Genomic DNA, 26,695 nt, shown 5'->3' on the forward strand with positions numbered 1-26,695 from the left:
ATGGGGGATCCGACGACGGTTCATGACAATCTGTCATAACTCGCCTTACTGCGTAAAGGCGTGCGCCCGGATCGAACCGTCCTGGGCTCTCAGCCCCAGACCTCGGCCGCGGTCTCGACGATGAGACGCAGCTTGGCGACCTCCTGGTCGTAGGTGAGGACGTTGCCCTCGACCGTGGAAGAGAAGCCGCACTGCGGCGACAGGCACAGCTGGTCCAGGTCGACGAACTTCGACGCCTCCTCGATGCGGCGCTTCAGCGTGTCCTTGGACTCCAGCTCGCCCCGCTTCGTTGTGACCAGCCCCAGCACGACCATCTTGTCCTTGGGCACGAACCGCAGGGGCTCGAAGCCGCCCGACCGGGCGTCGTCGTACTCCAGGAAGAAGCCGTCCACGCCCAGCTCACCGAACAGCGCCTCGGCGACGAAGTCGTAGCCGCCCTCGGCCGCCCACGAGGACCGGAAGTTGCCCCGGCACATGTGCGTGGTGATCGTCATGCCCTCGGGCCGGCCGGCCAGGGCGGCGTTGATCTGCTTGATGTACCGCAGGTGCATGTGCTCGGCGTCGTCACCGCGCGCCGCGATCTCGGCGCGCTGGGCCGGGTCGTTCAGGTACGCGAGGCTGGTGTCGTCGAACTGCAGGTACGTGCAGCCCAGCTCGCCGATCCGGCGCACCTGCTCGGCGTACGCGGCGCTCAGGTCGGACCAGAACTCCTCGACGTCGGGGTAGACCGCCGGGTCGATCGAGGCCGGGCCACCGCGGTAGTGGACCATGCTGGGGGAGGGGATGGTCAGCTTCGGGGTGTTCTTCGTGACGAACCCCTGGAGGGCACGAAAGTCGTCTCCGAAGATCGTCTCTTCCAGCCGCACCTTGTGATGGACCTTCAGGGCGGCCGACATGAAGTCGAGGTCACCCGCCTCGTTGCGGAAATGGACCTTGAGCTGCTCCGAGGCCGGGTCGATGCCGCCGAGACGGTAGATGAAGTCCATGTGCCAGGACGTACGGCGGAACTCCCCGTCCGTCGCCGACCGCAGGCCGACCTCCTCCTGCATCGCCACCACCGAGCGGATCGCCTCGTCCTCGGCGGTCCGCAGCTCGTCGGCGGTGATCCTTCCCGTGGCGAAGTCGTCACGGGCGCGCAGCAACTCCGGTGGGCGGAGCAAACTCCCGACGTGATCCGCGCGGAACGGAGGCGTTGTACGAGCGGCCATCGATCTCTCCAAAATAGTTACCGACAAATCGGCCGGAGTCCGTTGTCGTCAAAGGTAGATGCGATGACGTGCTTGTTCTGGTGAAATGTCCTGCGAACTTTGAACATGTGCCATTGCTGAACCGCCGGGGGCCACGTGCGCAGTAGGGCGAGAATCGAGCAGGGCCTGGAGCTCGGCGGCCGCTACCGCTTGGACGAGCAGATCGGCGCGGGCGGCATGGGGGACGTCTGGCGCGGCCTTGACCTGCGGCTGCGGCGGCCGGTCGCGATCAAGATCCTGCCCACCGACATGGCGGCGGACCAGTCGGCGGTCGAACGCTTCCGCCGCGAGGCGGAGACCACCGCGGGACTCCAGCACCCGGGCATCACGGTGACGTTCGACATCGACGAACACCGGGACGAGCAGGAGACGCTGATCTTCCTGGTGATGGAGCTCCTCACGGGCAGGGATCTGCGGACCGTTCTCAACCAGGCGCCTCATGGGGTGCCGGCCGAGCAGGCGGTCTCGCTGATCGCACAGGCGGCCGACGCGCTGGCCGCGGCGCATTCGCGCGGCATCGTCCACCGCGATATCAAACCGGCCAACCTGTTTCTGCAGGATGACGGCCGGGTGAAGCTCTGCGATTTCGGCATCGCCCGCCTGGGCGACGCGACGCAGCTCACGGGCTCGGGCAATTTCATCGGCACGCCCGTCTATATGGCGCCCGAGCAGTTCCGGGCCGAGCAGCTCGACGCCCGGTCCGACCTGTACTCGCTGGGCTGCGTCATGTACGAGCTGCTCGTCGGGTCGCCGCCGTTCGAGGCGGTGACCAACCCCGCAGCGATCATGTACAAGCACTTCAGCGAGACGCCGGTGCCTCCGCGATCGCGGCGACCCGACGTACCGGAGCATCTCGAGCGGCTGACCTTGGATCTGCTGGCCAAGGACCCGGATCAACGGCCTCCGAGTGCCGCGGCGGTCGTCGCGTCCCTGCAGGGATCCGGGACGGGCGCCCGGCGGCCTTCGCCGAAGCCGGAGGCGACGACCGCCGACTGGGCTCCGCCGGCCGCGGCGACGGCAGGCTCTTCGGGTGCTGGAGCGACCACCCAGGACGAGGCACCGGAGACCGTCGGTCACCGCCGCACGAAGCGCGGACCTCGACGCAAGGGCGTCCTCATCGGACTCGCCGCCGCGGTCGTCATGGCCGCCGCGGGCGGCGCCGTCGCCCTGGAGTGGAGCCCCGCGGACGCGCACAAGGACCCTCCCAGCCCGACCAGGAGCACCCTCGACCCCACGCCCGCCAAGCGGCAGGACACGAGCCCGGTGATCGCGGGCTGGAACGTGACGCTCGCCCCGCAGTACGGGGTCGCGTACGACGTGCCACCGACCTGGAAAAGCGAGACTCCCGACTATGCGATCTATTTCCAGGACGCGAACGACCGGGTTCTCGCCGCGGAGAAGGGCACGGCCGAGGCGAGTAAGGGCAGGTGCACCCGGGCCGCGACCGGGCTACGCGGCGGCTCGACGCCCGTCCTGAAGCCCTCGAAGGACCAGCTGGACGCTCTGCGGACCGCGGCCGGCGACGAGGCTCGCAAGTGGGCGGGCGCCGCGTACGGTCAGGCCGACGCGCATCCCACCCAGCCGAAAATGGCCACCGGCACAAGTGGGACCGTCACCGTCAACGGCATCGAGGCCGCGCGTGCCTCCGTCAGGGTGACGCCGGCGGCAGGCGGCGACCCGTGCACTCCACCGCACGCGTGGGTGGAGACGGTCGCCATGGCGGCGACGCCGGGTTCGGCATCGGTCGGACCGGTTTTCTTCACCGTCTTCGCGGACCGGAACGTCCCCGGACAGGTCACCGACGAGAACCTCAAGAAGATCATCAGCAGCATTCGCCCGTACACCTGCCCCGCGGGTACCGCTCCGCGGAAGACCAACAGGTGTACTTAGCGGCGCCGCCGGGCGCCGGTCCCGTAAAGGCCCTTCAGGTCGCCCGACAGGGCCGCCCTGACGTTCCTGGTGGCCTCGTCGGCCAGGACCTCTTCGGCATCGTTGAGCAGGGCGTCCATGGTCTGCTCGGCGACGGAGGCAGTGGAGATCTTGGGCGCGTCGGTCCAGGAGCTGAGGTCGGTGTCGACGAAGCCGGAGTGCACGCCGACGACGAGGGTGCCCTGCCCGCGCAGGCCGACGCGGAACGCGTTGGTCAGCGACCACTGCGCGGACTTGGAGGCCGCGTACCCGGGTGCGACCTCGATCGCGCGCCAGGAGGCGATGGACAGCATGTTCACGATGGCGCCGCCGCCGTTGCGGGCCAGGACCGGGGCGAACTCCCGTGAGACCGCCCAGGTGCCGAAGTAGTTGACCTCCATCTCCTGCCGAGCGCCGTCCAGCGAGCCCTCGAGCAGCGACGGCCCGCCGCCCACGCCGGCGTTGTTGATCAGGATGGTGATGTCGCCGGCCGCCCCGGCGGCGGCCGTGACCTGGTCCGGCTCGGTCACGTCGAGACGCAGGGGGGTCAACCGGGAGTCGCCGAGGCCGGCGGGATCGCGGACGCCCGCGTAGACCTTCGAGGCGCCGTGGTCGAGCAGGGCTTGGGCGAACGCGAGGCCGATACCGCGGTTGGCGCCCGTCACCAGGGCGACCGCTCCGTCAAGACGCATCTTCTCGCTCCTTCACTTGCCTTGGTTCTTCCAGGTCCGACGGGTGGTGGTCTGCGCAGGTCAGGCGACCACCGTTCACCGTCAGTCCTTCCCCTCATCGGAGGGACGGGTGCGTCCGCTCTTGGAAGCGTTCGATCTGGATCAGGCTTGGCGAAGCGGTTCGAGCGCGTTGGTCCAGGCGATCACTTCGGTGAGCATCTGCCGGAGCGCGGCGTCGTGGCGTTCGGCAGGCGTAAAGGTCGTGAACCTCTCGAAGTCGGTGACGAGCGAGGTTGACCTGGGTGCGCACCGTCGCCAGTTGGAGCGCTCCGGCGATGAGCCGCAGGTGTTCGACGGCGCGGGCGCCACCGACATTGCTGCCGTACCCGACGAAGCCGGCCGCTTTGCCCCGCCCCGTGTCGAGTACGCCCTCACGCCCCTGGGCCGATCGCTCGGCGGCGCCGTGGACGGCATCGTCCACTGGGTGCGGGAACACCAGGCCGAGGTCATCCAGAACCGGGCCGAGTTCGACGCGGTAGGCCGGTGAGCCGGATGACCCCGGCCGCGCGGCGTCAGTCCTTCCCTTCCGTGTAAGGGCCGTCCGCCCGCTCTTCGAGCCGTTCGATCCGCTCCAGCAGGGGCTGGAGCTCCTTCCGCACGGCGGCCGACAGCTTCTCCTGGAGGTTCGCCCCCGCGGCCGCCGGCGCGCCCTGCGACGCCTTCAGGTGCGCGACGCCCGCGACGGCGGCGGTCACCGCACCGCGTACCGTGCGCGCGTCGGCGCCCAGGGTGCGCAGGGCGGTGCTCGCGGCGCCGTCCGGCTCCAGTGCCAGGCCCAGCAGCAGGTGCTCGCAGCCGATGTAGTTGTGCTGCATCCCGACCGCCTCGGTGGCGGTGAGCTCCAGGGCGTTCGCCGCCGGCCCGCTGAACCGCAGGCCGTCCTCACCGTTCGTACGCTCCCCGCCGGCCGGTACGCGCTCCAGCTCGCGGATGAGCCGATCCGGTTCGATCTCCAGCACTCGCAGGACCTGCAGGGCCAGGTTGCCGCCCTCGCTCACCACGCCGGCGAGCAGGTGCTCGGTCCCCACCTCGGAGGCGCCCTGCTCCCGTGCCCGCCGTGCCGCGAGCCGGAGCGCGGTGCGCGCCCGCTCGGTGAAGTTCGGCAGTCGCGTGGCGAGATCTTCGGCGCTCAGCTCGCCGAGCACCGCGGAGCGGATCGCGGTGACCCGGCGTACCGCCTGCTCCAGCGCGCGCTGGCAGATCGCCGACACCGGCACGCCGGAGTCCTTGACCGCTTCGGCCAGGTCGTCGGGCAGATAGACGTTGATCTTCGGCATCAACGGAACCTCCTCGTGATGTATACCCCGCACCATAACCCCAAGTAGGGTTATAAGCCAGGGCCGCCCATGGGGCCCGCGCGTCGGGTATTTTCGAACGCGATTCGAAGATTTCGGGAGGGCCGATGACCTTCACCTCACCCGCCGACGTACGCGAGCGTCTCGCGACCGTGGGTTATCTGCCCGACGACGCGATCGCGACGACGGTCTACCTCGCCGCGGCGCTGGGCAAGCCGCTGCTGGTCGAGGGCCCGGCAGGGGTCGGCAAGACCGAGCTGGCCAAGGCGGTCGCCGAGATCACCGACGCCGAGCTCGTACGCCTCCAGTGCTACGAGGGCCTGGACGAGCCGCGCGCCCTGTACGAGTGGAACTACAAGAAGCAGCTGCTGCGCATCCAGGCCGCCGGAGACGAGTCGTGGAACGCCACCCACGACGACATCTTCACCGAGGAGTTCCTGCTCGAACGGCCCCTGCTGACCGCCATCCGCCGCAGCGAACCCACCGTGCTGCTCATCGACGAGACCGACAAGGCCGACGTGGAGGTCGAGGGCCTGCTCCTCGAGGTGCTGTCGGACTTCCAGGTGACCATCCCCGAGCTGGGCACGATCACCGCCGTACGCCGGCCGTTCGTGGTGCTGACCTCCAACGCCACCCGCGAGCTGTCCGAGGCGCTAAAACGTCGCTGCCTCTACCTCCACCTGGACTACCCGTCTCCCGAACGCGAGCGCGACATCGTCAAGGCACGGGTGCCCGGCATCGAGGACGCGCTCGCCGAACGCCTCGCCCAGCTGGTCGCGACGCTGCGCACGCTGGAACTGAAGAAGGCGCCGTCCATCGCGGAGACCATCGACTGGGCGCGGACCCTGCTCGCGCTCGGCCTCGACCGGATGGACGCGGACACGATCAGCGCGACGCTCGGTGTCGTCCTCAAGCACCACTCCGACCAGGAACGCGCGCGCAAGGAACTCGTGCCCGATGGCTCTTCTCGATAGGCACATCGGGTTCGTGGCGGCCCTGCGGGAGGCGGGGCTGCCGGTCTCGCTGGCCGAGGGGCTCGACGCCGTGCACGCCCTGGAGGCCATCGACCTGACCGAGCGTGCCTCGCTGCGCGCGGCGTACGCGGCCACGGTCGTCAAGCGTCCCGCGCACCGCGAGGCGTTCGACATGCTCTTCGACCTGTGGTTCCCCCCGGCGCTGGGCAGCCACGAGGAGGCCAGGGACCGGCCCGCCTACGACGACCCGGAGCTGGTCCGCCTCCGCGACGAGCTGAGCCGGATCCTGCTGAGCGGCGACGAGACCGCCCTGCGCGCCTTCGCACGCGGAGCCGTCGGCGCGTACGGGCGTGGCAACGGCGGATCCGGGCAGTGGTTCTCCTACCAGGTGCTGCGGACACTCTCGGCGGACACGCTGATGGCCGGGCTGCTGAACTCAGTCCTCGCCGAGCGCGGCGGCCTGGACGAGAAGGTCGCGCGGCGCACGTTCACGCGGCGCATCGAGCGCTTCGAGCAGCTCGTCGGCGAGGACGTACGCCGCCGGCTCGCCGAGGAGACCAGCGTCGAACGCGTCGCCCGCGCGAACGTACGGCCACCCCTGGAGCAGATCGACTTCCTGCGCGCCACCCGCGCCGACCTGGCCGCGCTCCGCCGGGAGATGCATCCGCTGGCGCGCCGGCTGGCCACGCGCCTGACGATCCGCAACCGCCACGGTCGGCGCGGCCGGCTCGACTTCCGCCGTACGGTACGCGCCTCGCTGTCCACCGGCGGCGTACCGATCACCACGCATCACCGCCCGCGCCGCCCGCACAAGCCGGAGCTGGTCGTCCTCTGCGACGCGAGCGACTCGGTCTCCTCGTTCGCCCACTTCACGCTGCTGCTGACGTACGCGCTGCGGGAGCAGTTCGCCAAGGTACGGGCGTTCGCGTTCATCGACGGCCTGGACGAGGTCACGCGTTTCTTCGCACCGGGCGCGGACGTCGTCGAGGCGATGACGCGCATGACGAACGAGGCCGACATCGTCTGGGTGAGCGGACACAGCGACTACGGCCGCGCGTTCGGCGTGTTCGAGGAGCGGTACGCCGACGCGATCACGCCCAAGACGTCACTGCTGATCCTCGGCGACGCCCGTACGAACTACCAGAACCCGGGCCTGGAGACGCTACGCCGGCTGGCCGGCCGGGCCCGGCACGCGTACTGGCTCAACCCCGAACCACTCAGGGACTGGGACTCGGGTGACTCGGCGGCCTCGGCGTACGAGGGCGTGGTCCCGATGCACGAGTGCCGGAACCTCACCCAGCTCGCGGAGTTCGTCGAGACTCTGGCCTGACCTCGCAGCTCAGGACGGGTATGGCAGCGAATATGGACCTTTCGTTCCTCAGAGCGCTGTACGACCGCCCGGGGCCGTTCGCGTCGGTCTACCTCGACATGCGGCGTACCGAGGCGCCGCGGGCCGTGGACGTGTGCCGGCACGTCCGGTGCAAGGAACTGGCCGACCAGGGTGCGCCGCCGAAGACCGTCGAGGCGGTCGAGCGTGTCGTGCGAGACGAGAAGGAGCAGCGGGAGTCCGGCTGCCTGGCGGTGTTCGCCTCCGGCGGGGAGGTCGTCCACTCCGTCCTGCTGGACGGGCCGCCGCGGGCCGAGTCGGCGCGGTACGCACCGCTGCCGCACGTGATACCGCTGCTGGAACAGCGCGGTGAGCCGGTCTCGCGGGTGGTGGCCGTCGTCAACCGGCTCGGCGCCGAGATCTCCTGTGTCACCGCGGACGGCACCCGATGGGGGCTGAAAGTCTCTCCCGAGGTGGAGTCTCCGGTGCACAAGCCCAAGGGTGGCGAGCGGCTCAGCCAGGCGCGGAGCCAGCGCGCCGCCGAGGACACCTGGCGGGCCAACGCCAAGAAGGTCGCGCAGTTCGTCGAACGTTCGGCCGCCGCCTGCGGGGCCGAGGTGGTGGTGGTCGCCGGTGACGTACGCGCGCGGGGCGCCGTACTGGAGTACCTCTCCGAGCCGGTGCTCGCCCTCACCGTGGAGTCCGAGCGGTCCTGCGGGCGTGGCCTGGACGCGGACGTCGCCGACGCCGTCACCGCGCGGCGCGCCGAACGCATCCGGGCCGCCGTCGAGCGGTTCGACGAGCAGATCATGAAGGGCCGTCGCGCCGTGGACGGCCTGGGGGCCGTCGTCGGTGCGCTGCGCAACGCGCAGGTCGCGACCCTGCTCGTCGAGGAACGCGTGGACGCGCGCACGCCGGTGTGGACCGGGCCGCGCTGCACCGACCTGGCGACCTCGCCCGGCGAGCTGCACGCCATGGGAGTGGCCGAACCCGTCGCGGACCGTGCGGACGCCGCCCTGGTCAGAGCGCTCGCCGGGACCGACGGGGAGCTGCTGCTCATCGCGTCGTACGGCTGGCGCGCAGGCAACGGACTCGGCGCGCTGCTGCGGTACGCCTGACCGCCGGGTGGTGACAGGGTTACTCGTGTGCCGCCCGGGTACGCGACGGGAATGGCGGACGCGGTGATCTTCGACGTGGACGGAACGCTGGTCGACACCAACTACCTGCACGCGGTGTGCTGGTGGGAGGCGTTCCGCCAGCATGACCATGGCGTGAACATGGCCGACGTCCATCGGGCGATCGGCATGGGCTCGGACAAGCTGCTGGACCATCTGCTGCCCGGCGACCGCGACAGCGACGCCGACGATGACATCAGGGCGGCACACCGTGCGCTGTACGGCGTCTTCTGGACCCGGCTGCGCGCCTTCGACGGCGCGGCCGACCTGCTGCGCGCCTGTGCCGGACGCGGCAAGAAGGTCGTCCTGGCCAGTTCCGCCTCCTCGGGCGAGCTCGCGGCGCTGCGCGCCACCCTGGACGCCGACGACGCGATCGCCGCGGCCACGTCGTCGAGCGAGGCGGGGGAGAGCAAGCCCGCACCCGACATCGTGCAGGTCGCGCTCGAACGCGCCGAGGTGGAGCCGGAGCGCGCCGTCTTCGTCGGCGACGCGGTCTGGGACGTGCACGCCTGCCGGAAGGCGGGAGTGCCGTGCGTCGGCGTACTGACCGGCGGGATCGGCGAGGAGGCCCTTCGCGAGGCGGGCGCCGTCGCCGTCTACCCGGACGTCGCCGACCTGCTGCGGCAGCTCGACGGAAGCCCCCTCGCCTGACTCGCCTGCCCCTTGTGCCCCGGCCTGCCCGTTAGGTGTCCGGAAGCGGTCTTCCCAACTTCACTCGGCGGTAGTCCCAGCCGTCATACTCGGCTCGGGCCATCCCGTTGACGTTGGGAGACGACGGTGAACGATGTCAGTCGGCGCGGTTTCATGGCGGGAACCGCGGGAGCGGTCGCGGCGGGCGTCGTCGCACCACGACGGGCGCGGGCGGCGACCTCCCTGCCCGCTCCGGGGCAGTCCGGTATCGACCACATCGTCGTCGTGATGATGGAGAACCGGTCGTTCGACCACTACCTCGGCTGGCTTCCCGGCGCCGACGGGAGGCAGGCCGGGCTGACGTACACCGACGCGGCCGGCGTCGCGCACGACACCCACCATCTGACCTCCCCGGCCGGCTGCGGCTTCAACGACCCCGACCACTCCTACGAGGGCGGCCGCACCGAGCTCAATGACGGCGCGTGTGACGGCTGGCTGCGGGCCGGGTCGAACGACGAGCTGTCCATCGGCTACTTCGAGGCCGTCGACCTGGGCTTCTATGGCCGCGCGGCGCGCGAGTGGACCGTCTGCGACCGCTACTTCGCCGCGATGATGGCGCCGACCTTCCCCAACCGCTTCTTCCTGCACTCCGCGCAGACCGACCGTACGACCACCTCGGTCGACAAGATCGCGACGATGCCGGCGATCTGGGACCGGCTCGCCGCCAAGGGCGTCACCGGCCGTTACTTCTACACCGACGTGCCGATCACCGCGCTGTGGGGCACGAAGTACCTCGGCATCAGCCGCCAGATCACCGAGTTCTACCTGGCCGCCGCGACCGGCACGCTGCCCGCGGTGTCGTTCGTGGACCCGGGCTTCCTCGGCGAGGCCGTCCCGGGAATGTCCGAGGACGAGCACCCTCTCGCCGACATTCGCCTCGGCCAGCACTTCCTCGGCAAGGTCCACGACGCGATCGTCACCGGTCCCAGCTGGGAGCGCACCCTGCTGGTCGTCACGTACGACGAGTGGGGCGGCTTCTTCGACCACGTCGCCCCGCCGGCCGGCCCGGACCCCAACCCGGACCTCGGCGCCGGGCTGCGGGGGTTCCGCGTTCCCTGCGTCGTCATCTCCCCGCGTGCGCGCCGCGGACACGTGGCGCACGGCCTGTACGACCACACGTCGGTGCTGAAGATGATCGAATGGAGGTTCGGCCTGCCGCCGCTGACGGTACGCGACGCCTCGGCGAACAACCTCGCCGAGGTCCTGGACTTCACGAGCCCGCCGAACCTCACGGCCTCGCGCTACAAGGTCCCGCTCCCGATCACGCTCGGCTGCCTCATCCCCGAGCACGCGCACTCGGGGGAGGACTGGCCCGAGCTCGCCGCCCTCGCACGCGACCGCGGCTTCAAGACGTCCTAGTTCTGCGGCGATGGGTGCCCATTGACATAATCCGGCCGTGGACGCGAGTACGAGGGTGGACGAGGTACAGGCGGGCCGGGTCGTGGCCGGCGTCGGGCCGGACCGGCCGCTCGGGTGGACGATGCGCCCCGCGGAGCCGGCGGATGTGGAGGCGATCGCGGAGCTGCGGGCCGTGGTGATGCGCCCGGACCTGGAGCGGCTGGGGCGGTTCGACGAGCATCGGGTCCGGCAGCGGCTGCGGAATTCCTTCACCCCGCAGCACACGTCGGTCATCGTGGCCGACGGTGTCTTCGCGGGCTCGGTCGCATTGCGGCCGGCCGAGGACGGGCAGTGGCTGGAGCATTTCTACCTCGCCCCACGTGTCCAGGGCCGGGGACTCGGTTCCACCGTCCTGCGAACACTGCTGGACCGGACCGACGCCGACGGCGTACTCGTCCGCCTGAACGTCCTGCGGGGCAGCGCCGCCCGGCGGCTGTACGAGCGTCACGGGTTCACCGTGGAGGCCCAGGACCCGATCGACGTCTACATGGCGCGACCACCGCACACGGGCTGAGCCGGTGTCTCGGGCCGCGCCGACGCCGCGGTTCTGACCTTCTCGGCGGCGTACCGCGGATGTGACCACGGGCGATGGCTGACTACGATCGGAACTGTTCGATTGTCTTCGCATCGTGGGCAGGACGTGGGGAGAACCGTGAGCGACCTCCAGGGAGCGGCGGACGGTCGCAAGCCCGTCTTCGGTGCCGAGCGGCGCGTGCGGATCCTCGAGCTTCTCCGCGCGAACGGCACGTTGTCCCTGCGGCAGCTAGCCGAGGCCGTGCAGTCTTCCGAGGTCACCGTGCGCCGCGACGTACGCGCGCTGGAGGCCGACGGGCTGCTGGACCGTCATCACGGCGGTGCGTCCCTGCCCGGCGAGTTGTCCCACGAGCCGACCCACCTGCAGAAGGCGCAGGTCGCGAAGGCGGAGAAGGGGGCGATCGCGGATCTCGCCGCCGCGCTCGTGGAGGACGGCGACGCCGTGGTGATCGGGCCGGGCACCACGACCCACGCGCTCGCGCAGCGGCTGACCGGTCACACCGATCTGACGGTCGTGACCAACTCGCTCCTCGTGGCGCAGGCCCTCTCGGCCTCGCCGCGCATCGAGGTGGTGATGACCGGCGGCACGCTGCGTGGCCCCGTCCAGGCCCTGGTGGGCAGCGCCGCCGAGCGATCGCTCGCCGGGCTGCGGGTGCGCCGCGCCTTCATCTCCGGCAACGGGCTCACCGCCGAACGCGGCCTCTCGACGCCGAGCATGCAGGTGGCCAGCACGGACAAGGCGCTCGCGGCATCAGCCGAGGAGGTCGTGGTGCTCGCGGACCACACCAAGATCGGGGTGGACACCATGGTGCAGACGGTGGCCACGGACCGCATCGACCACCTGGTCACGGGCGACGCGGCGCCTCAGGAGGAGCTGCACGAGCTGGGGGTCCGCGGCGTACGCCTCCATGTCGCCCGCCCGCAGGCCTGATCGAAAGTGATCGGGGCGGCTATCGTTATCGGACCGTTTCTCGATGACGTGACGACCCGCGTCACGATCGGGGCACGGACCGGGCGAACACGGGAGGAGTCTCGTGGTACACCAAGCCCTCGAAGCCGCCGCGGTCGTGAAGGCGTTTCCCGGCATGCTCGCCCTCGACCATGTCTCACTCTCCCTCGCCCGCGGCGAGGTGCACGCCCTCGCCGGTGAGAACGGCGCGGGCAAGTCCACGCTCGTGAAGGTCCTCACCGGCGTCCATCGCCCGGACGGGGGGCGGCTCCGCCGCCTCGGCGAGCCGCTGCGGCTCGACGGCACCCTCGACGCGCGGCGGGCCGGGATCGGGGCCGTCTACCAGGACGACAACGCGATCCCCTCGATGAGCATCGCCCGCAACCTGTTCCTCGGTGACGAGCCCCGCGGCCGGTTCGGCCTCATCGACACCGCCCTTATGCACGAGCGGGCGGCCGCCATCCTGCGCGCGTACGGTGTGCCCGCCGACGTGCGCCGTCCGCTGGGATCGCTCGGCGCCGGCGCGCAGAAGCTCGTGGCGCTCGCCCGGGTGGTGACCGGCGGCGCGCAGGTGATCGTCATGGATGAGCCCACAGCCGTGATGGAGCCGCCGGAGGTGCGGACGCTGTTCCGCGTCGTCTGTGAGCTGCGAGAACAGGGCCGGTCCGTGCTGTACGTGAGCCACCGGCTGGAGGAGCTGTACGAGATCTGCGACCAGGTCACCCTCCTGCGGGAGGGCAGGGTCGTGCACACCGGTCCGCTGACCGCCCTCGGCCGCCGTGGCCTCGTGTCGCTCATGCTCGGCCGGCCTCCCGCCCGCCTGCCGGCGGCCCAGCAGGCCGGGGCGCACGAGCGCCCCGGCGACCCGCCCTACCTGCGGGCCACCGGGCTGACCCGGCGGCACGCTCTCGCCGACGTCTCGATCGAGCTCCGCCAGGGCGAGGTGCTGGGGCTCGGCGGGCTCCTCGGCGCCGGCCGTACGGAGACGGCCAAGGCCATCGCGGGCGCGCTGACGCTCGACGCCGGGCAGGTGACGGTCGCGGGTGCCCCTCTGCGCAACCGCTCCATCACCGGGGCCATCCGCGCCGGCGTCAGTCTGCTCCCGGAGAACCGCAAGACCGAGGGCATCATCCCGAGCCTGTCGATCCGCGACAACATCAGCCTGGCCGCACTGCCGCGCCTGTCGCGGTTCGGTGTCGTCTCCGGCGCCCGCATCGACCGGATGGTCGACACCTTCATGCGGCGGCTGCAGATCAAGGCGACCTCGCCGCACCAGAAGGTCGCGGAGCTGTCCAGCGGCAACCAGCAGAAGGTGCTCCTGGCCCGCTGGCTCGCCATGCGGCCCAAGGTCCTCCTGCTCGACGAGCCGACCCGCGGCATCGACGTCGGGGCGAAGGCCGAGCTTCAGGACCTCCTGGACGAGCTGGCCGTGGACGGCCTCGCGATCCTGCTGATCTCCTCGGACCTGGAGGAGCTCGTCAACGGCTGTGACCGCGTCGTCGTCCTGCGCGACGGCGCCGTCGCGGCCGAGCTCACCGGGCTCGACGTCACCGAGGAGGGCATCATCGCCGCGATGGCCTCGGCGGTTCCGCGACGCCGATGAAGTCCCCGGCCATGGACCGGATCCGGACCGACCACCCCAGCGCCGTGAGGTCGTCCGTGAGCGGCCGGACATCGTGGAAGACCTTCACGACGCGATACTCACTGCCGTCATCGAGCCGGCGCAGCACCGCCGGGGCCGGCTGGTCCGCCAGGACTTCCTCTTCCGCGGCTATGGCGGGGCCATTGTCGACGAAGATCGCTTTGCCGCCCGGCGCGAGCGCGGCGGCGACGGTGTTCCAGAAGGCGGGCAGCCGCGCCGGCGGGACATGGGAGAGCCAGAAGGCGAAGAAGACGGTGTCGTAGCGTCGTGGCGGCCGCCACGCGAACAGGTCGGCCTGGACGAACCGAACGGCGGGGGAGGCTGCGGTACGCGCGCGGGCGAGGGCCAGCACTTCGGCTGAGGCGTCCACTGCCGTCACCGAACGCGCCCGCGGGGCAAGCCTCGAGGTCCACTGGCCCGTTCCGCAGGCCAGCTCCAGCACGTCACCGGCGATCGGGAGTTCGTCGACGACGGCCAGCAACTTCCGCAGGCCTTCGTACTCGGCGTACTGCCGGTCGTATTCGGCCGCGCCCGCCTTGTAGTAGGCCAGCTGCTCCGCCAGGAGAGCGTCGTCATCCATGGGGGTTCCTTTCGGGTCGCCACGGACACTGTCGGGCTTCACCCTGGGGCAAGGTCAAGAATCGCGAGAGGAGGGGCCCGGCGAAGGGCCCCTCCCGCGGATCACTTCCCCGATTGGTAGAGCCGCCCGGCCTCGTCCGCCGACAGGGCGCGGTCGTAGACGTGCACCTGGTCGATGGCGCCGGGCCAGTAGTCGACCGGGTTCCCGCCGAACCGCCCACGGCCGATCACGGTGTGGCCGGTGGAGGCGTCACCGAGGCAGGCCGGTGCGCTGCCCGCCCTCTGCCCGTTCACATAGAGCGTGAGGGTGCCGCTCGCGGCGTCACGTACGCCGACGAGGTGGTACCACTGCCCGGTCTGCGGCGCGGTGGGCGCGAGCGCGCGTACGCCGGCGAAGCTGAACGCGAACCGGTCGTCGGCGCCGGAGTACTGCAGGTAGAAGGCGCTGTTGGTGTCACCGTCCTGGCTCACGGCCGTGGCGAAGGACCCGAGCCGCTCCAGCTTCACCCAGGCCGACACGCTGTAGTTCCCGGTCGTGTCCAGGATGGCCGCGCCGGTGTCGGCGTACTGGTCCGAGCCGTTGAACCGCAGAGCGGAGCCGGAGTGTCCGTCGGTCCACACGGGACCGTTCACGAGCGTCGCGTCGTGCCGGCCCGCGCCGTCCCCGGCGACCGTGCCGCTGCCCTCGTCGAGCGGGTAGAAGGCCACGCCGTCGAGTCCGGGCGTGCCCGGCGGGTACGTCGTCCCGCCACCCTCGCCGACCGAGCCCGACGCCTTGATCAGCGCGAGGTTCGCGGCGCGTACCTGGTCGGCGCCGGGCTTGAGCACCCGGCGGTCATAGGTGTACATGCCGTTGAGCTCGTCCTCGACGTCGGTGATCTGCGTGTAGACCGACGCCGAGACACCGCATCTCTTCTCGACCTGCAGCAACTGGCCCTGCAGCTCGGTGTAGCGCCGGGTGAGCGTGGCCGCGTCCGGCTCCATCTCGTACGCGAAGCCGTTCTCCGGGTCGAACATGTGCCCGTCGACCCGCAGGCCGAGCCCGCCATACTCGCCGTCCACGGCCGCGCGAGCACCCTGCTGGCCCGGCGCGCCGGGCCCGACGTAGGTGTGGTTGTCGTAGATGTCGCCCTCGCCGTTGTCGGGGAGTGAGTCGCAGCAGTTGACGCCGCTGTCCGCGTTCACGAGACGGCTGGGGTCCCACGCCTTGATCTCACTCACGATGCGGCCGGGCTCGTACTCGCCCCAGCCCTCGTTGAACGGCACCCAGGTGATGATCGACGGATGGCTGCGGTGCTGGTCGACGAGCGCGTGCAGCTGGGCCTCGAACGGTTCCTTCACCGACGCCGCCGGCGCATGCGAGGCGAACGTCGAGGGCATGTCCTGCCAGACGAGCAGGCCGAGCCGGTCCGCCCAGTAGTACCAGCGGTCGGGTTCGACCTTGACGTGCTTGCGGACCATGTTGAAGCCGAGCCTCTTGTGCGCCTCCAGGTCGAAGCGGAGCGCCGCGTCGGTCGGCGCGGTGTAGATGCCGTCCGGCCAGAAACCCTGGTCGAGCGTGCCGACCTGCATGACGAACCTGCCGTTGAGGAGGGTACGCACCTTGCCGTCCGGGCCCTTGCCGAGGCCGATCGAGCGCATCCCGAAGTACGACCCGGCGGCGTCGACGCTCCTGTGCCCATCCAGGATCCGCACCTTCAGCGTGTACAGGTACGGGTCGTCGGGGCTCCACAGGTGGGGATGCGGCACGGGCAACATGAGCGAAGCGCCGGCCCGGCCCCGCACCTGCCCGACCTTCCGGTACCCGGCGTACGCGGTGGCCTCGACGGTCTGTGACGTGACGCCGGAGGCCCGTACGGTCAGCTTGAGTGCGCCGCCGGCCAGGTCGGGTGTCGTGTCGAGCCGGTCGATGTGCGCGGCGGCCACCGGTTCCATCCACACGGTCTGCCAGATGCCCGAGGACGGCGTGTAGAAGATGCCGTCGCCGGCCTGGCGCTGCTTGCCGACCGGCTGGCCGTCGATGTCGGTGGTGTCGTCGACGCCGACGATGACCTCCTGCGGGCCCGCGCCCTTCAGCGCGCCGGTCACGTCGGCGGTGAAGGAGTCATAGCCGCCGGTGTGCGTCGCGACCCGGACGCCGTTGACGTAGACGGCGGACTGGTAGTCCACGGCCTGGAAGTGCAGCAGCAGCCGGTCGCCGTGCCACGAGCGCGGCACGGTGAACGTCCGGCGGTACCACATGTGGTCGACGTGCCTCTGGATCCCGGACAGCGCGGACTCCACCGGGTACGGGACGAGGATCCGGTCCGCCAGGTCCCTGCCCGCCGGAGGTGCATCGCCCGGGGACGCCTCGGCGAACTGCCAGCTGCCGTTGAGGTTCTGCCAGCGGGAACGCGTCAGCTGCGGGCGCGGGTAGTCCGGCAGGGCGTTCGCGGGGGAGACCTCGTGGGTCCACGGCGTCGTCAGCTGGGTCTGCGCCTCCGGCCGGGGCGCGGGCACGGCCGACGCTCCCGCCGGCACGAAGAGGACGGCCAGGAGCACGAGGGCGAGGCCGATGGCGGAGGCCGGGCCACGAGGGCGGGCCGTTCCGGGGGATCGCGGCGCGTACAAGGACGGGCTCCCATCTGCGCGGGGCGGAGACGGCCTCAGCATGGACGCCCATGACCACAATTGCAATATTCCGATCGATATTGACAGAAGCCGATCGCGAGTGGCTCAATACGGGTGCCTTCACCCCATCTCCGGGAAGGATCCGCCCATGACCGTCCCTTCGCGCCGTGGCGTACGTGCCGCCGCGCTCGTCGCCGTACTGACCGTCGCCGCCGCCGGTTGCGCCAAGTCCGAGGACGACAAGCAGCCCGGCGCGCAGGACACGCAGGGTCAGCAGCAGGTCGTCCAGACCCCGTCGGGCAGCGCCCCGTCCTGCACGATCTCCAAGTTCGGGGCGACGAAGTTCGACCTGAAGAGCGGGACGGTCGGGTTCTCCCAGTCCGAGAAGGAGGCGAACCCGTTCCGCATCGCCGAGACCGCCTCGATCAAGGCCGAGGCGAAGAAGCTGGGCATCGGCGGCCTGAAGGCGACGAACGGGCAGTCGCAGTTCAACAAGCAGATCAGCGACGTGCAGCAGCTCATCGCGCAGGGGGCGCAGGCGCTCATCATCGCGCCGCTCAATTCCGACGGGTGGGAGCCGGTGCTCCAGCAGGCCTCCGCCAAGCACATCCCGATCATCACGGTCGACCGCCAGATCAACGCGACGGCGTGCAAGGACTACGTGACGTTCATCGGGTCGAACTTCTACGAGCAGGGCAAGCGCGCGGCCGACCAGATGGCGAAGGCGCTCGGCGGGAAGGGCAAGGTCGCCATCCTGCTCGGCGCGTCGGGCAACAACGTCACCACGGACCGGACCAACGGCTTCAAGGACGAGATCAAGCAGAAGGCGCCCGGGATCCAGATCACCTTCCAGCAGACCGCCGAGTTCACCCGTGAGAAGGGCCAGCAGGTCACCGAGCAGCTGATCCAGAGCAACCCGGACGTGAACGGCCTCTACGCCGAGAACGACGAGATGGGCCTCGGCGCGGTGACGGCTCTCAAGGGCGCCGGCAAGAAGGCCGGCCAGATCAAGATCGTGACGGTGGACGGCACCCGGCAGGCCGTGTCGCAGATCCCGAGCGGCTGGATCTCGGCCGTCATCGAGAGCAACCCGCGGTTCGGGCCGCTCGCCTTCCAGACACTGACGAGGTTCCTGGGCGGCGAGGCCATCCCCGACAAGGTCATCATCTCCGACCGCGAGTACGACGCCTCCAACGCCGAGCAGTCCGTGTCCTCGGCGTTCTGACCGTGGCCGACCTGAACGCGGCGGACCCATTGCTCCAGGTGAGCGGCATCGTCAAGCGCTTCACCGGAGTCGTCGCCCTCGACCGGGTGTCGGTCCGCCTGGCGCCCGGCGAGGTGCACGCCCTGGTCGGGGAGAACGGCGCCGGCAAGTCCACCCTGATCAAGGTGATCACCGGCGTCCACCGTCCCGACGAGGGCGAGGTACGTCTCGCCGGGCGGCGGGTGGACTTCGCCGGCGCGCTCGGCGCCCAGCGCGCCGGGATCCAGGCCGTCCACCAGGAGATCGGCCTGGTCCCGTCGATGAGCGTGGCACGCAACCTGTTCCTCGGCCGCGAACCGCGTCGCCGGTTCGGCCTCATCGACTTCGGCGGCATGCACCGGGAGGCCGAGCGCACCCTCGCGGCGTACGGCATCGACGTCGACGTCCGCAGCCCGCTGCGGACGCTGGGCGTCGGCGTCCAGCAGATGATCGCCCTGGCCCGCGCCGTCTCGGTCGACGCGCGGGTCGTCGTGATGGACGAGCCGACGTCCTCCCTCGAACCACGCGAGGTCGACACCCTCTTCGGGGTCATCGGCCGGCTCCGCGAGCGCGGCATCTCGGTGATCTACGTCAGCCACCGTCTGGACGAGCTGTACCGGATCTGCGACGGTGTGACCGTGCTGCGCGACGGCCGGGTGGTCCACCAGGGCCCTCTCGCGGAGCTGGACCGGCTGCGCCTCGTCTCGCTGATGCTCGGCCGTCCCGTCTCCGACGTACGCACGGAGGGGGTCACCAAGTTCTCCGGATCCCACGACGCCGCGCGCGACACCCCGGTCATCGAGGCGTCCGGCCTCACTCGCCGGCACGTGCTGGACAACGTCTCGCTCGCGATCCGGCCCGGCGAGGTCGTCGGCCTCGGTGGCCTGCTCGGCGCCGGCCGTACCGAGACCGCGAAGGCCATCGCCGGCGCGCTGCGGCTCGACGGCGGGCGGGTGACCGTGGCCGGCGCGCCGCTGCGCCACGGGTCGGCAGCCGCCGCGATCAGGGCCGGCGTGGCCCTGTTGCCGGAGGACCGCAAGGCCGAGGGCATCATCGCGTCGCTGTCCGTACGGGAGAACATCGCGCTCGCGGCGCTGCCCCGGCTCTCCCGCGGAGGCGTCGTCTCCGAGGCGCGCATCGACCGGATCGTCGAGACGTTCATGCGGCGGCTGCGGATCAAGGCCGCCGGCCCGCACCAGCGGGTCGCCGAGCTGTCCGGCGGCAACCAGCAGAAGGTCCTGCTCGCCCGCTGGCTCGCCACCGAACCCAAGATCCTGCTCCTGGACGAGCCGACCCGCGGCATCGACGTCGGGGCCAAGGCCGAGGTCCAGGCGCTGATCGACGAGCTCGCCGAGGACGGGCTCGGGGTACTCCTGATCTCCGCGGACCTGGAGGAGCTGGTCGAGGGCTCCGACCGCGTCGTGGTGCTCAAGGACGGCACGGTCGTCGGCGAGCTCACCGGAGCCGACCTCACCGAGGAGGGCGTCATGACCACGATGGCGGCGAACACCGGCGACGGGGTGGCGTCCGGATGACCGACACCGCCGCCCTGCCCGTCTCGCGGCTGGACCGCGACCGGGTCCTCGCCTGGCTGCAGGACTACGGCGTGTACGCGGCGATCGCCGCGCTCGTCGTCGTCAACATCGCGATCACGCCGCGTTTCCTGTCAGTGGAGAACCTGCGCACCCAGCTCGTCCAGGTGGCGCCGGTCGTCATCGTCTCGCTCGGCATGGCCCTGGTGATCGGCACCGAGGGCGTCGACCTGTCGGTCGGCTCGGTGATGGCGCTCGCCACCGCGCTGATCCCTCTCTACCTCGGGTACGGCGTCGTGCCCGCCGTCGTCGCGGGGCTGCTCGGCGGCGTCGCGGTCGGGCTGGTCAACGGGTCCCTCGTCGCGTTCGTCGGCGTGCAGCCGATCGTCGCCACCCTCGCGCTCTTCGTGGGAGGCCGCGGGATCGCGCTCGTCGTCGCGGGCGGCCGGCTGAAGGACATCCAGAACCCCGGCCTGCTGAACCTCGGATCGTCCAGCGTCGCGGGCATCCCCCTGCCGGTCGTGGCCGCGGCCGTGCTGACCGTCGTGGTCATGGCGGTCGTGCGCCGCACGACGTTCGGCCGGCGGCTGGTCGCCATCGGCGGCAACCGTACGGCGAGCGAGCTGTCCGGCCTGCCGGTCCGGCGGATCCTGCTCCTCGTGTACGTGGCGTCGGGCCTGCTCGCGGCGGCGGCCGGCATCCTCGCCACGGCACGGTTGCAGGCCAGCGACCCGTCGTCGCTCGGACTGCTGATGGAGCTGTCCGCCATCACGGCCGTCGTGGTCGGCGGAACCCCTCTCACCGGCGGCCGGGTCCGGGTGCTGGGCACCGTGGCCGGCGCGCTGCTGATCCAGCTCGTACGCGCGACGCTCATCAAGCACGACCTCGCGGACTCACTCGCCCAGATGGTGCAGGCAGTGATCATCCTTGCCGCCGTGTACGCCGCACGAGGACGGACCGCGCGATGACGGGACAGACGATGGCTGCGGCCGGTCCGGTCACCGATCCGCCGGGGGCCTCCGGCCGTGAGCGTGTCTTCGGGCTGATCCAGCGGCACGGCGCCGCCGCCGTACTGGTCCTGCTGGTCGCGATCGGGTCGTTCGCGTTCGACCGCTTCCCGACCGGGGACAACCTCGGCAACATCGCGATCACCTCGTCCTTCCTGGCGACGGTGGCCCTCGGCATGACCTTCGTGATCATCACGGGCGGGATCGACCTGTCGGTCGGCTCGGTGTTCGCGCTCGGCGGGGTGCTGGCCGCGTACGGGGTGCGCTGGGGATCGCTCGCCGCGCTGCTGCTGCCGCTCGCGGTGTGCGGGGCGTTCGGCCTGGCGCAGGGCCTGCTGATCGCCCGGGTACGGCTCGCCCCGTTCATCGTCACGCTCGCGGGCCTGCTGGGCGCCCGCGGCCTGCTGCTGTCCATCTCCGACGAGGGCGCCAGGACGTACCTCATCCCGCACGGCTCGGTGCTCGCGCGGGTCGGCCAGGGCAGCGTCCTCGGCCTCGGGTACCCGGTCTACCTGACGCTCGCGCTGTTCGCCGCCGGCGCGGTGCTGCTCCAGCGGACGAGGTTCGGCCAGTGCGTGTACGCGGTCGGCGGCAGCGAGGACGCGGCCGACCTGATGGGCGTTCCGGTGGCGCGCACGAAGGTCGTCGTCTACGTGATGTCCGGCCTGCTGGCCGGCCTGGCCGGCGCGCTCAACGCGGCACGGCTGTCATCGGGAGTCACGATCCTGGGCACGGGCATGGAGCTCGACGTGATCGCCGCGGTCGTGATCGGCGGCACGCTGCTGACCGGCGGCGCCGGCTCGGTGAGCGGGACGGCCGCGGGCGTGCTCCTGCTGGGGGTGATCCAGAACCTCATCAACCAGATCGGGGACCTGTCCTCCTCCTACCAGCAGGTGGTGAGCGGTGCCTTCCTGGCCGCCGTGGTGGTCGTGCAGACCTACCTCAGCAGGGTCCAGCGGCTGCGATGAGATCTGGTCACCACATGATCCGTCGGACGGGCTCTTAGGCCGCGCCGTCGCGCGGTTCTATGCGGTCGATCGTCTGCTCGCTCCATGCCCGGATGGCCGCGGCCTGCTCGGGCGTGAGCGAGTCGAAGAAGTGGTGGCGGATGTTGCCGGCGTGCACGAGGACGGCGCTCTGCGCGGCGTGGCGGCCCTTGGCGGTCAGCCCGATCCGGGTCCGGCGGCCGCCGGACCCGGACTCGGTCCGCTCCACGAAGCCGCGGTTCTCCATGCGCGTCAGCTGGTGGGAGACGCGGCTCTTCTCCCAGTCGAGCGACTCGGAGAGTTCGCCGACGCGCATCTCGCGGCCGGGTGCCTGCCACAGCGTCACCAGCACGCTGAACTCGGCCTTCGAGATGCCGGAGTCGCGCTGGAGACCGCGGTCGAGTTCCCGGGTGAGCAGGCGCTGCGCGCGCATCCAGGTGTCCCAGAGCTCCCATTCGTCGGGTTCGAGCGTACGGGTCTCCGCCATGGCGGGAATCATACCGGCGGACATCAGTTGACGTATCAACTCCGTGGCTCCTAGAGTTGACGCGTCAACTCCTTGGGAAGGACATCATGGCACTTCGCATCGGCATCATCCTCGGCAGCACACGACCCGGACGCCGGGGCGATCAGATCGCCTCCTGGGTGCTCGACACGGCGCGTGCCCACGGCGGCGCCGACTACGAGCCGATCGACCTCACTCACCACGGCCTCGGCAACCTCGACGAGCGCGGCAATCCGAACCTCCAGGAGTACGAGCACGCGCACACCCGTGACTGGTCGCGGCTGGTCGACGCCTTCGACGGCTTCGTGTTCCTCACCCCGGAGTACAACCACTCCTTCTCCGGCGCGCTCAAGAACGCTCTGGACTACGTCTACCGGGAGTGGAACGACAAGGCCGCCGGCATCGTCAGCTACGGCGGATGGGCCGCGGGGGTGCGGGCGGCCGAGGCGCTCCGGCTCGTGCTCGCCGAGCTCCAGGTGGCCACGGTCCGCGCACAGCCCGCCGTCGCCCTGATCCCCGCGTTCTCGACCGGCGTCTTCGTCCCGGCTGAGGGCCTCGACGTCGCGGTCCGCGGCATGCTCGACCAGGTCATCGCCTGGTCGGGTGCACTGCGCGGTGTACGCGAGGCCAAGGCGGGCGCGGCGGCCTAGAGATCCTCGGTGACAGGGATCTGTCAGACGCGCATTAGGGCCTCATCCGAAGTCCCGTTGTCCCACTGCGTGCCGCTCGCTACGGACGGGGACTTCGGATGAGGCCCTACGCGACCAGCTCGCGTTCGAGCGGGGTGCGGAAGCGTGGAGTGACGCGGACCGGGCCGAGCCACTCACCGAGGCGGGCCGCCTCGGCCGTCACCGCGGCCGACGCCTCGGCGCCGATGTCCTCCAGGAGCCGGTGGACGACCTCGCCGTCCGGGCGCTGGGCCCAGCCGCCGACGATCCGGCCGTCGGCCCAGACCGTGGGGCCGGCGTTGCCCGTCCGGTCGAACAGCGCCGTGCCGTGCCCGCCCAGGTACCACTCGCGGTCCTTCCAGCCCATCACGGTCGGGTCGAGCCCGGGCAGCAGGGCGACCCACGGGTCGGCCTGCGCCCCCGTGTCCTCGGCCAGGACCACGCCGGGCGTGCCGTCCAGGTCGGCCTCCTCGGCGCCGATCCGGGCCAGCGCCTTCCTGACCTGGGTGAGGTTCAGGCCGGTCCACCACTTGAGGTCGGCGACGGTGCCGGGGCCGTACGCCGTCAGCCAGCGGCGCACCAGCTCGGCCCGCGCCTCCTCGGCGGGCACGTCGGGGATCCCGCCGGGCAGCCAGGACTCCATCGGCGACCAGCGGAACTGACTGCTGATCCAGGACCCGCGCGGCCGGCCGCGTACGATCCGGCCCTCCGCGGCCAGGCCGAGCAGCACCCGGCTCGCGACGGCCGGCCATGACTCGTTCTTCGTCCCGTGGGCGAGTACGAGCCGTTCCCTCAGCCGCGGCTCGTCGGCGGACAGCTCCGCCGCGAACGCCGCGCCACGCTTCCGCAGGGCGCTCACCGTCGCGTCCTCGACCTCGCGCAGCCACGCCTCGCCACCGACACCGGCCTGTTCGAGGAACAGCAGCGTACGGCGGCGTTCGAGCCGCGCGACGTCGTTGGTGCAGGCGGCCTGCACGACCGGCACCAGCTCGGCCGGGACGGTGAAGACCGTCCGGCGCATGCAGAGCATCCGCACCAGCAGACGGTCGCAGTACATCGCACCCTCGATGGCCGCGACGTCGGGGGAGCGCATGCGCGCCGCGGCGGCGAGGTACACCGACGCGGGGTCCGTGCCGTGCAGCGCGACCAGGGAGCGCGCCACCTCCGGCGCCGTCTCGGCCCGCGCCGCCAGCCGGTGCCGTACGCCGAGCCGCGCCCGGCGCTCCGCGACCGTGAACCGCCTCATCGTCATCCGCTGAGTATCGCCCCAACCTGGGTATCACGGGCATGAGCTCATCGCCGGAAGGAGCCGATGCGTGCCGCACCTTCTCGCCGCCGCCGCGACGCCCGCAGACCTGTTCGCGGCGCGCGAGCAGATGGCGCTGTCCCTCGGCTGGCACATCATCCTGGCCTGTTTCGGCGTTGGAATGCCCGCGTTGACCGTCTTCGCCGAATGGCGCGGCCTGCGTACGGGCAACGACGACTACATTCGCTTGGCGCACCGCTGGGCGAAGGTGATGGGAGTGCTGTTCGCGGTCGGCGCGGTCTCGGGCACGATCCTGTCCTTCGAGATGGGCGTGCTGTGGCCCGGACTGATGTCGGTCTACGGGCAGGTGATCGGGCTGCCGTTCGCCCTGGAGGGGTTCGCGTTCTTCATCGAGGCGGTCTTCCTGGGCATCTACCTGTACGCCTGGGACCGGCTGCCGCCCCGGCGGCACGTCCTCACCGGGCTGCCGGTGTGCGTCGCCGGTGTCGCCTCGGCCTTCTTCGTCGTTTCGGCGAACTCCTGGATGAACCAGCCGCGCGGCTTCGACCTGGTGAACGGCACCGTCACCCGCGTACGGCCGTGGGCGGCGATGTTCAACCCGGCCATGCCGATGGAGACGCTGCACATGATCCTGGCGGCCTTCATGGTGGCCGGTTTCGGCGTCGCGAGCGTGTACGCGGCAGGGATGCTGCGAGGCCGCCGCGACCGCTACCACCGGCTGGGCTTCCTGGTGCCGTTCGTCACCGCGGCCGTCGTCACGCCCTTCCAGATCGTCGTGGGCGACAGCCTCGCGCGGATGCTCGCCTCACACCAGCCGCCCAAGCTCGCCGCCATCGAGGGCCTGAACCACACCGGCTCGCACGTCCCCATCTCGGTCGGTGGCGTGTACCTCGACGGGCGGATGCGGTACGCCCTGCGCGTCCCCGACGGCCTGTCCCTCCTCGTCGGCTACCGGCCGGGCACGGTCGTCCAGGGCCTGGACGACGTACCGCCCGCCGACCGGCCACCGATCAACCCGGTGCACCTGGGCTTCCAGTCGATGGTCGCGATCGGGTTCGGGCTGCTGGTGCTCGGCGCCTGGTTCGCCCTGTCGTGGTGGCGCCGGCGTGACCTGCCGCGTTCGCGCTGGTTCCTCCGGTTCGCCGCGGTCGCGGGCATCGCGTCGGTCGTCGCGCTCGAGATGGGCTGGGTCACCACCGAGGTCGGGCGCCAGCCCTGGATCGTCTGGCGGCACCAGCGCACCGCCGACGCGGTCAACCCGGCCCCCGGCCTGTGGGCCGGGCTCGTCGCGGTGCTCCTCGTCTATGTGGTGCTCACGGTCGCGACCGTGTACGTGCTGAACCGGCTTCGAACCGGCCCGGTCGGCGCCCCGCAGGAGGCGGAGTCGTGACCGCCGCGCAGTGGCTACTGGTCCTCGGCTGGGCCGGGGTGACCCTGTACGCGCTGCTCGGCGGGGCCGACTTCGGCGGCGGGTTCTGGGACATGCTGGCGGGCGACGCCCGCCGCGGTCACTCCCAGCGCCGGCTCATCGAGAGTTCCATCGGGCCGGTGTGGGAGGCGAACCACGTCTGGCTCATCTTCGTCATCGTGCTGTTCTGGACCTGCTTTCCCACGGTCTTCGCGGCCGTCGCCTCGACGCTGTACATCCCGCTGACCCTCGTCGCCCTCGGCATCATCGCCCGCGGGGCGGCGTTCGCCTTCCGCAAGGCCAGCACGGAGCTGTGGCAGCAACGCCTGTTCGGCGGGGGATTCGCACTGTCGTCGGTGCTGACGCCGTTCTTCCTCGGCACGGTGGCCGGCGGCGTGGCCTCCGGACGCGTACCTCCGGGCCTCGCCGCAGGTGACCTCCTCACCAGCTGGTGGAACCCCACCTCGGTGCTGGCCGGTCTGCTCGCCATCGGGAGCACGGCCTACCTGGCGGCCGTCTTCCTCACCGGCGACGCACGCCGCAGCGGCGAGGCGGGCCTCGCCGAGGCGTTCCGGCGCCGTGCCCTGGTCACCGCCGCGGTCACCGGAGCCATCATGCTGGGCGGCATCCTCATCCTGCGTGACGACGCGCCGCGCCTCTACTCGGGGCTGACCGGGCGTGCCCTGCCCGTCGTCGTCATCTCCGCCGTGGCCGGGCTCGCCTCCCTCGCGCTGCTGATCACCCGCCGGTACGCCCTGACGCGCGTCACCGCCGCGCTCGCCGTCGCTGCCGTGCTGTGGGGGTGGGCGCTCGCGCAGTACCCGATGCTGCTGCCACCCGACGTCACGATCGAGCGCGCGGCGGCCTCGCCGTCGGTGCTGCACGCGACGCTGGGGGTGGTCATCGCCGGGATGATCGTGCTCGTGCCGTCGCTGCTGTGGCTGTACTCCCTTTTTCAGAGGCCGGTGCCGCGATGACAGCATTCCGTACACGAACCGTCGCACTCTGTAACTAGGCTGT

General features: G+C 71.0%; 24 protein-coding genes. 17 read left to right on the forward strand and 7 right to left on the reverse strand.

The genetic code is table 11. The features are described from left to right. Positions 1–89: 89 nt before the first annotated feature. Positions 90–1,208 carry a 5-methyltetrahydropteroyltriglutamate--homocysteine S-methyltransferase gene (locus FB559_RS29005; protein WP_141959558.1) on the reverse strand — a complete coding sequence of 373 codons (1,119 nt, stop codon included), beginning with the start codon at positions 1,206–1,208 and terminating at the stop codon, positions 90–92. 135 nt (positions 1,209–1,343) lie between these two features. On the opposite strand from FB559_RS29005, the gene FB559_RS29010 reads away from it, so the two are divergent. Next, on the forward strand, positions 1,344–3,137 hold the full coding sequence (locus FB559_RS29010; protein WP_141959560.1) for a serine/threonine-protein kinase: 1,794 nt from the start codon (positions 1,344–1,346) through the stop codon (positions 3,135–3,137). Here the strand turns inward: FB559_RS29010 and FB559_RS29015 are convergent. Then, on the reverse strand, positions 3,134–3,847 hold the full coding sequence (locus tag FB559_RS29015) for an SDR family oxidoreductase (RefSeq protein ID WP_141959562.1): 714 nt from the start codon (positions 3,845–3,847) through the stop codon (positions 3,134–3,136). The two genes, FB559_RS29010 and FB559_RS29015, sit on opposite strands and share 4 nt — an antisense overlap. Positions 3,848–3,956: 109 nt before the next feature. Here FB559_RS29015 and FB559_RS29020 point away from each other — a divergent pair, with 109 nt between their 5' ends. Then, a complete protein-coding gene (locus FB559_RS29020; RefSeq protein ID WP_141959565.1) occupies positions 3,957–4,373 on the forward strand; it encodes a winged helix-turn-helix transcriptional regulator in 417 nt (138 codons plus the stop codon). A 25-nt stretch (positions 4,374–4,398) separates the two neighbouring features. Here FB559_RS29020 and FB559_RS29025 read toward each other — a convergent pair whose 3' ends face one another. Continuing rightward, on the reverse strand, positions 4,399–5,163 hold the full coding sequence (locus FB559_RS29025; protein ID WP_141959567.1) for a Clp protease N-terminal domain-containing protein: 765 nt from the start codon (positions 5,161–5,163) through the stop codon (positions 4,399–4,401). A gap of 125 nt (positions 5,164–5,288) precedes the next feature. Between FB559_RS29025 and FB559_RS29030 the strand changes: the two genes are divergently transcribed. The 8 genes from FB559_RS29030 (at position 5,289) to FB559_RS29065 (ending at position 13,831) form a co-directional block, all read left to right on the forward strand. Beyond that, positions 5,289–6,155, forward strand: a complete 867-nt coding sequence (locus FB559_RS29030; RefSeq protein WP_141959569.1) for an AAA family ATPase — start codon at positions 5,289–5,291, stop codon at positions 6,153–6,155. Beyond that, positions 6,139–7,485, forward strand: coding sequence for a vWA domain-containing protein (locus tag FB559_RS29035; RefSeq protein ID WP_141959571.1), 1,347 nt, complete (start codon positions 6,139–6,141; stop codon positions 7,483–7,485). Before FB559_RS29030 ends, FB559_RS29035 begins: the two co-directional genes overlap by 17 nt. A 32-nt stretch (positions 7,486–7,517) precedes the next feature. Further along, complete coding sequence (locus FB559_RS29040) at positions 7,518–8,600, forward strand: baeRF2 domain-containing protein (protein WP_141959573.1); 1,083 nt, start codon at positions 7,518–7,520, stop codon at positions 8,598–8,600. A 51-nt stretch (positions 8,601–8,651) separates the two neighbouring features. Beyond that, on the forward strand, positions 8,652–9,308 hold the full coding sequence (locus FB559_RS29045; RefSeq protein ID WP_141959574.1) for an HAD family hydrolase: 657 nt from the start codon (positions 8,652–8,654) through the stop codon (positions 9,306–9,308). A gap of 126 nt (positions 9,309–9,434) precedes the next feature. Further along, the gene (locus FB559_RS29050) at positions 9,435–10,706 is read left to right on the forward strand and encodes an alkaline phosphatase family protein (protein ID WP_246122146.1); all 1,272 of its coding nucleotides are present in this window, start codon (positions 9,435–9,437) and stop codon (positions 10,704–10,706) included. Positions 10,707–10,743: 37 nt separating this feature from the next. After that, a complete protein-coding gene (locus FB559_RS29055; protein WP_246122147.1) occupies positions 10,744–11,259 on the forward strand; it encodes a GNAT family N-acetyltransferase in 516 nt (171 codons plus the stop codon). A 138-nt stretch (positions 11,260–11,397) separates the two neighbouring features. Next, on the forward strand, positions 11,398–12,210 hold the full coding sequence (locus FB559_RS29060) for a DeoR/GlpR family DNA-binding transcription regulator (protein ID WP_141959576.1): 813 nt from the start codon (positions 11,398–11,400) through the stop codon (positions 12,208–12,210). A gap of 103 nt (positions 12,211–12,313) precedes the next feature. Further along, positions 12,314–13,831, forward strand: a complete 1,518-nt coding sequence (locus FB559_RS29065; protein ID WP_246122148.1) for a sugar ABC transporter ATP-binding protein — start codon at positions 12,314–12,316, stop codon at positions 13,829–13,831. Here the strand turns inward: FB559_RS29065 and FB559_RS29070 are convergent. Together FB559_RS29070 and FB559_RS29075 are read right to left on the reverse strand one after the other, a co-directional pair. Next, on the reverse strand, positions 13,791–14,450 hold the full coding sequence (locus FB559_RS29070) for a class I SAM-dependent methyltransferase (protein WP_141959578.1): 660 nt from the start codon (positions 14,448–14,450) through the stop codon (positions 13,791–13,793). The genes FB559_RS29065 and FB559_RS29070 overlap by 41 nt on opposite strands. Positions 14,451–14,551: 101 nt before the next feature. Further along, positions 14,552–17,059 carry a LamG-like jellyroll fold domain-containing protein gene (locus tag FB559_RS29075; protein ID WP_221640221.1) on the reverse strand — a complete coding sequence of 836 codons (2,508 nt, stop codon included), beginning with the start codon at positions 17,057–17,059 and terminating at the stop codon, positions 14,552–14,554. Between the two features lie 148 nt (positions 17,060–17,207). Here FB559_RS29075 and FB559_RS29080 point away from each other — a divergent pair, with 148 nt between their 5' ends. From FB559_RS29080 to FB559_RS29095, 4 genes are read left to right on the forward strand one after another with little or no spacing between them, the layout of a single operon-like run. Then, entirely contained in the window at positions 17,208–18,284 is a 1,077-nt protein-coding gene (locus tag FB559_RS29080; RefSeq protein ID WP_141959582.1) for an ABC transporter substrate-binding protein, read from the forward strand. A 2-nt stretch (positions 18,285–18,286) separates the two neighbouring features. Next, positions 18,287–19,837: a sugar ABC transporter ATP-binding protein gene (locus FB559_RS29085; RefSeq protein WP_246122150.1), complete on the forward strand. Its 1,551-nt coding sequence runs from the start codon at positions 18,287–18,289 to the stop codon at positions 19,835–19,837. Beyond that, on the forward strand, positions 19,834–20,802 hold the full coding sequence (locus FB559_RS29090; RefSeq protein ID WP_141959585.1) for an ABC transporter permease: 969 nt from the start codon (positions 19,834–19,836) through the stop codon (positions 20,800–20,802). Before FB559_RS29085 ends, FB559_RS29090 begins: the two co-directional genes overlap by 4 nt. Next, positions 20,799–21,809: an ABC transporter permease gene (locus FB559_RS29095; protein WP_141959587.1), complete on the forward strand. Its 1,011-nt coding sequence runs from the start codon at positions 20,799–20,801 to the stop codon at positions 21,807–21,809. The genes FB559_RS29090 and FB559_RS29095 overlap by 4 nt, the downstream gene beginning before the upstream one ends. Positions 21,810–21,843: 34 nt before the next feature. On the opposite strand, the gene FB559_RS29100 is transcribed toward FB559_RS29095, so the two are convergent. Then, on the reverse strand, positions 21,844–22,314 hold the full coding sequence (locus tag FB559_RS29100; RefSeq protein ID WP_141959589.1) for a MarR family winged helix-turn-helix transcriptional regulator: 471 nt from the start codon (positions 22,312–22,314) through the stop codon (positions 21,844–21,846). Between the two features lie 86 nt (positions 22,315–22,400). Between FB559_RS29100 and FB559_RS29105 the strand changes: the two genes are divergently transcribed. Then, on the forward strand, positions 22,401–22,982 hold the full coding sequence (locus FB559_RS29105; protein WP_141959591.1) for an NADPH-dependent FMN reductase: 582 nt from the start codon (positions 22,401–22,403) through the stop codon (positions 22,980–22,982). A gap of 106 nt (positions 22,983–23,088) precedes the next feature. Here FB559_RS29105 and FB559_RS29110 read toward each other — a convergent pair whose 3' ends face one another. Next, a complete protein-coding gene (locus FB559_RS29110; RefSeq protein WP_141959592.1) occupies positions 23,089–24,252 on the reverse strand; it encodes a winged helix DNA-binding domain-containing protein in 1,164 nt (387 codons plus the stop codon). Positions 24,253–24,316: 64 nt separating this feature from the next. Here FB559_RS29110 and FB559_RS29115 point away from each other — a divergent pair, with 64 nt between their 5' ends. Together FB559_RS29115 and FB559_RS29120 are read left to right on the forward strand one after the other, a co-directional pair. Beyond that, positions 24,317–25,657 carry a cytochrome ubiquinol oxidase subunit I gene (locus FB559_RS29115; RefSeq protein WP_246122151.1) on the forward strand — a complete coding sequence of 447 codons (1,341 nt, stop codon included), beginning with the start codon at positions 24,317–24,319 and terminating at the stop codon, positions 25,655–25,657. Beyond that, positions 25,654–26,652, forward strand: a complete 999-nt coding sequence (locus FB559_RS29120; protein ID WP_141959594.1) for a cytochrome d ubiquinol oxidase subunit II — start codon at positions 25,654–25,656, stop codon at positions 26,650–26,652. Before FB559_RS29115 ends, FB559_RS29120 begins: the two co-directional genes overlap by 4 nt. Positions 26,653–26,695 lie beyond the last annotated feature (43 nt).

Source organism: Actinoallomurus bryophytorum (assembly GCF_006716425.1).
GTDB lineage: Bacteria > Actinomycetota > Actinomycetes > Streptosporangiales > Streptosporangiaceae > Actinoallomurus > Actinoallomurus bryophytorum.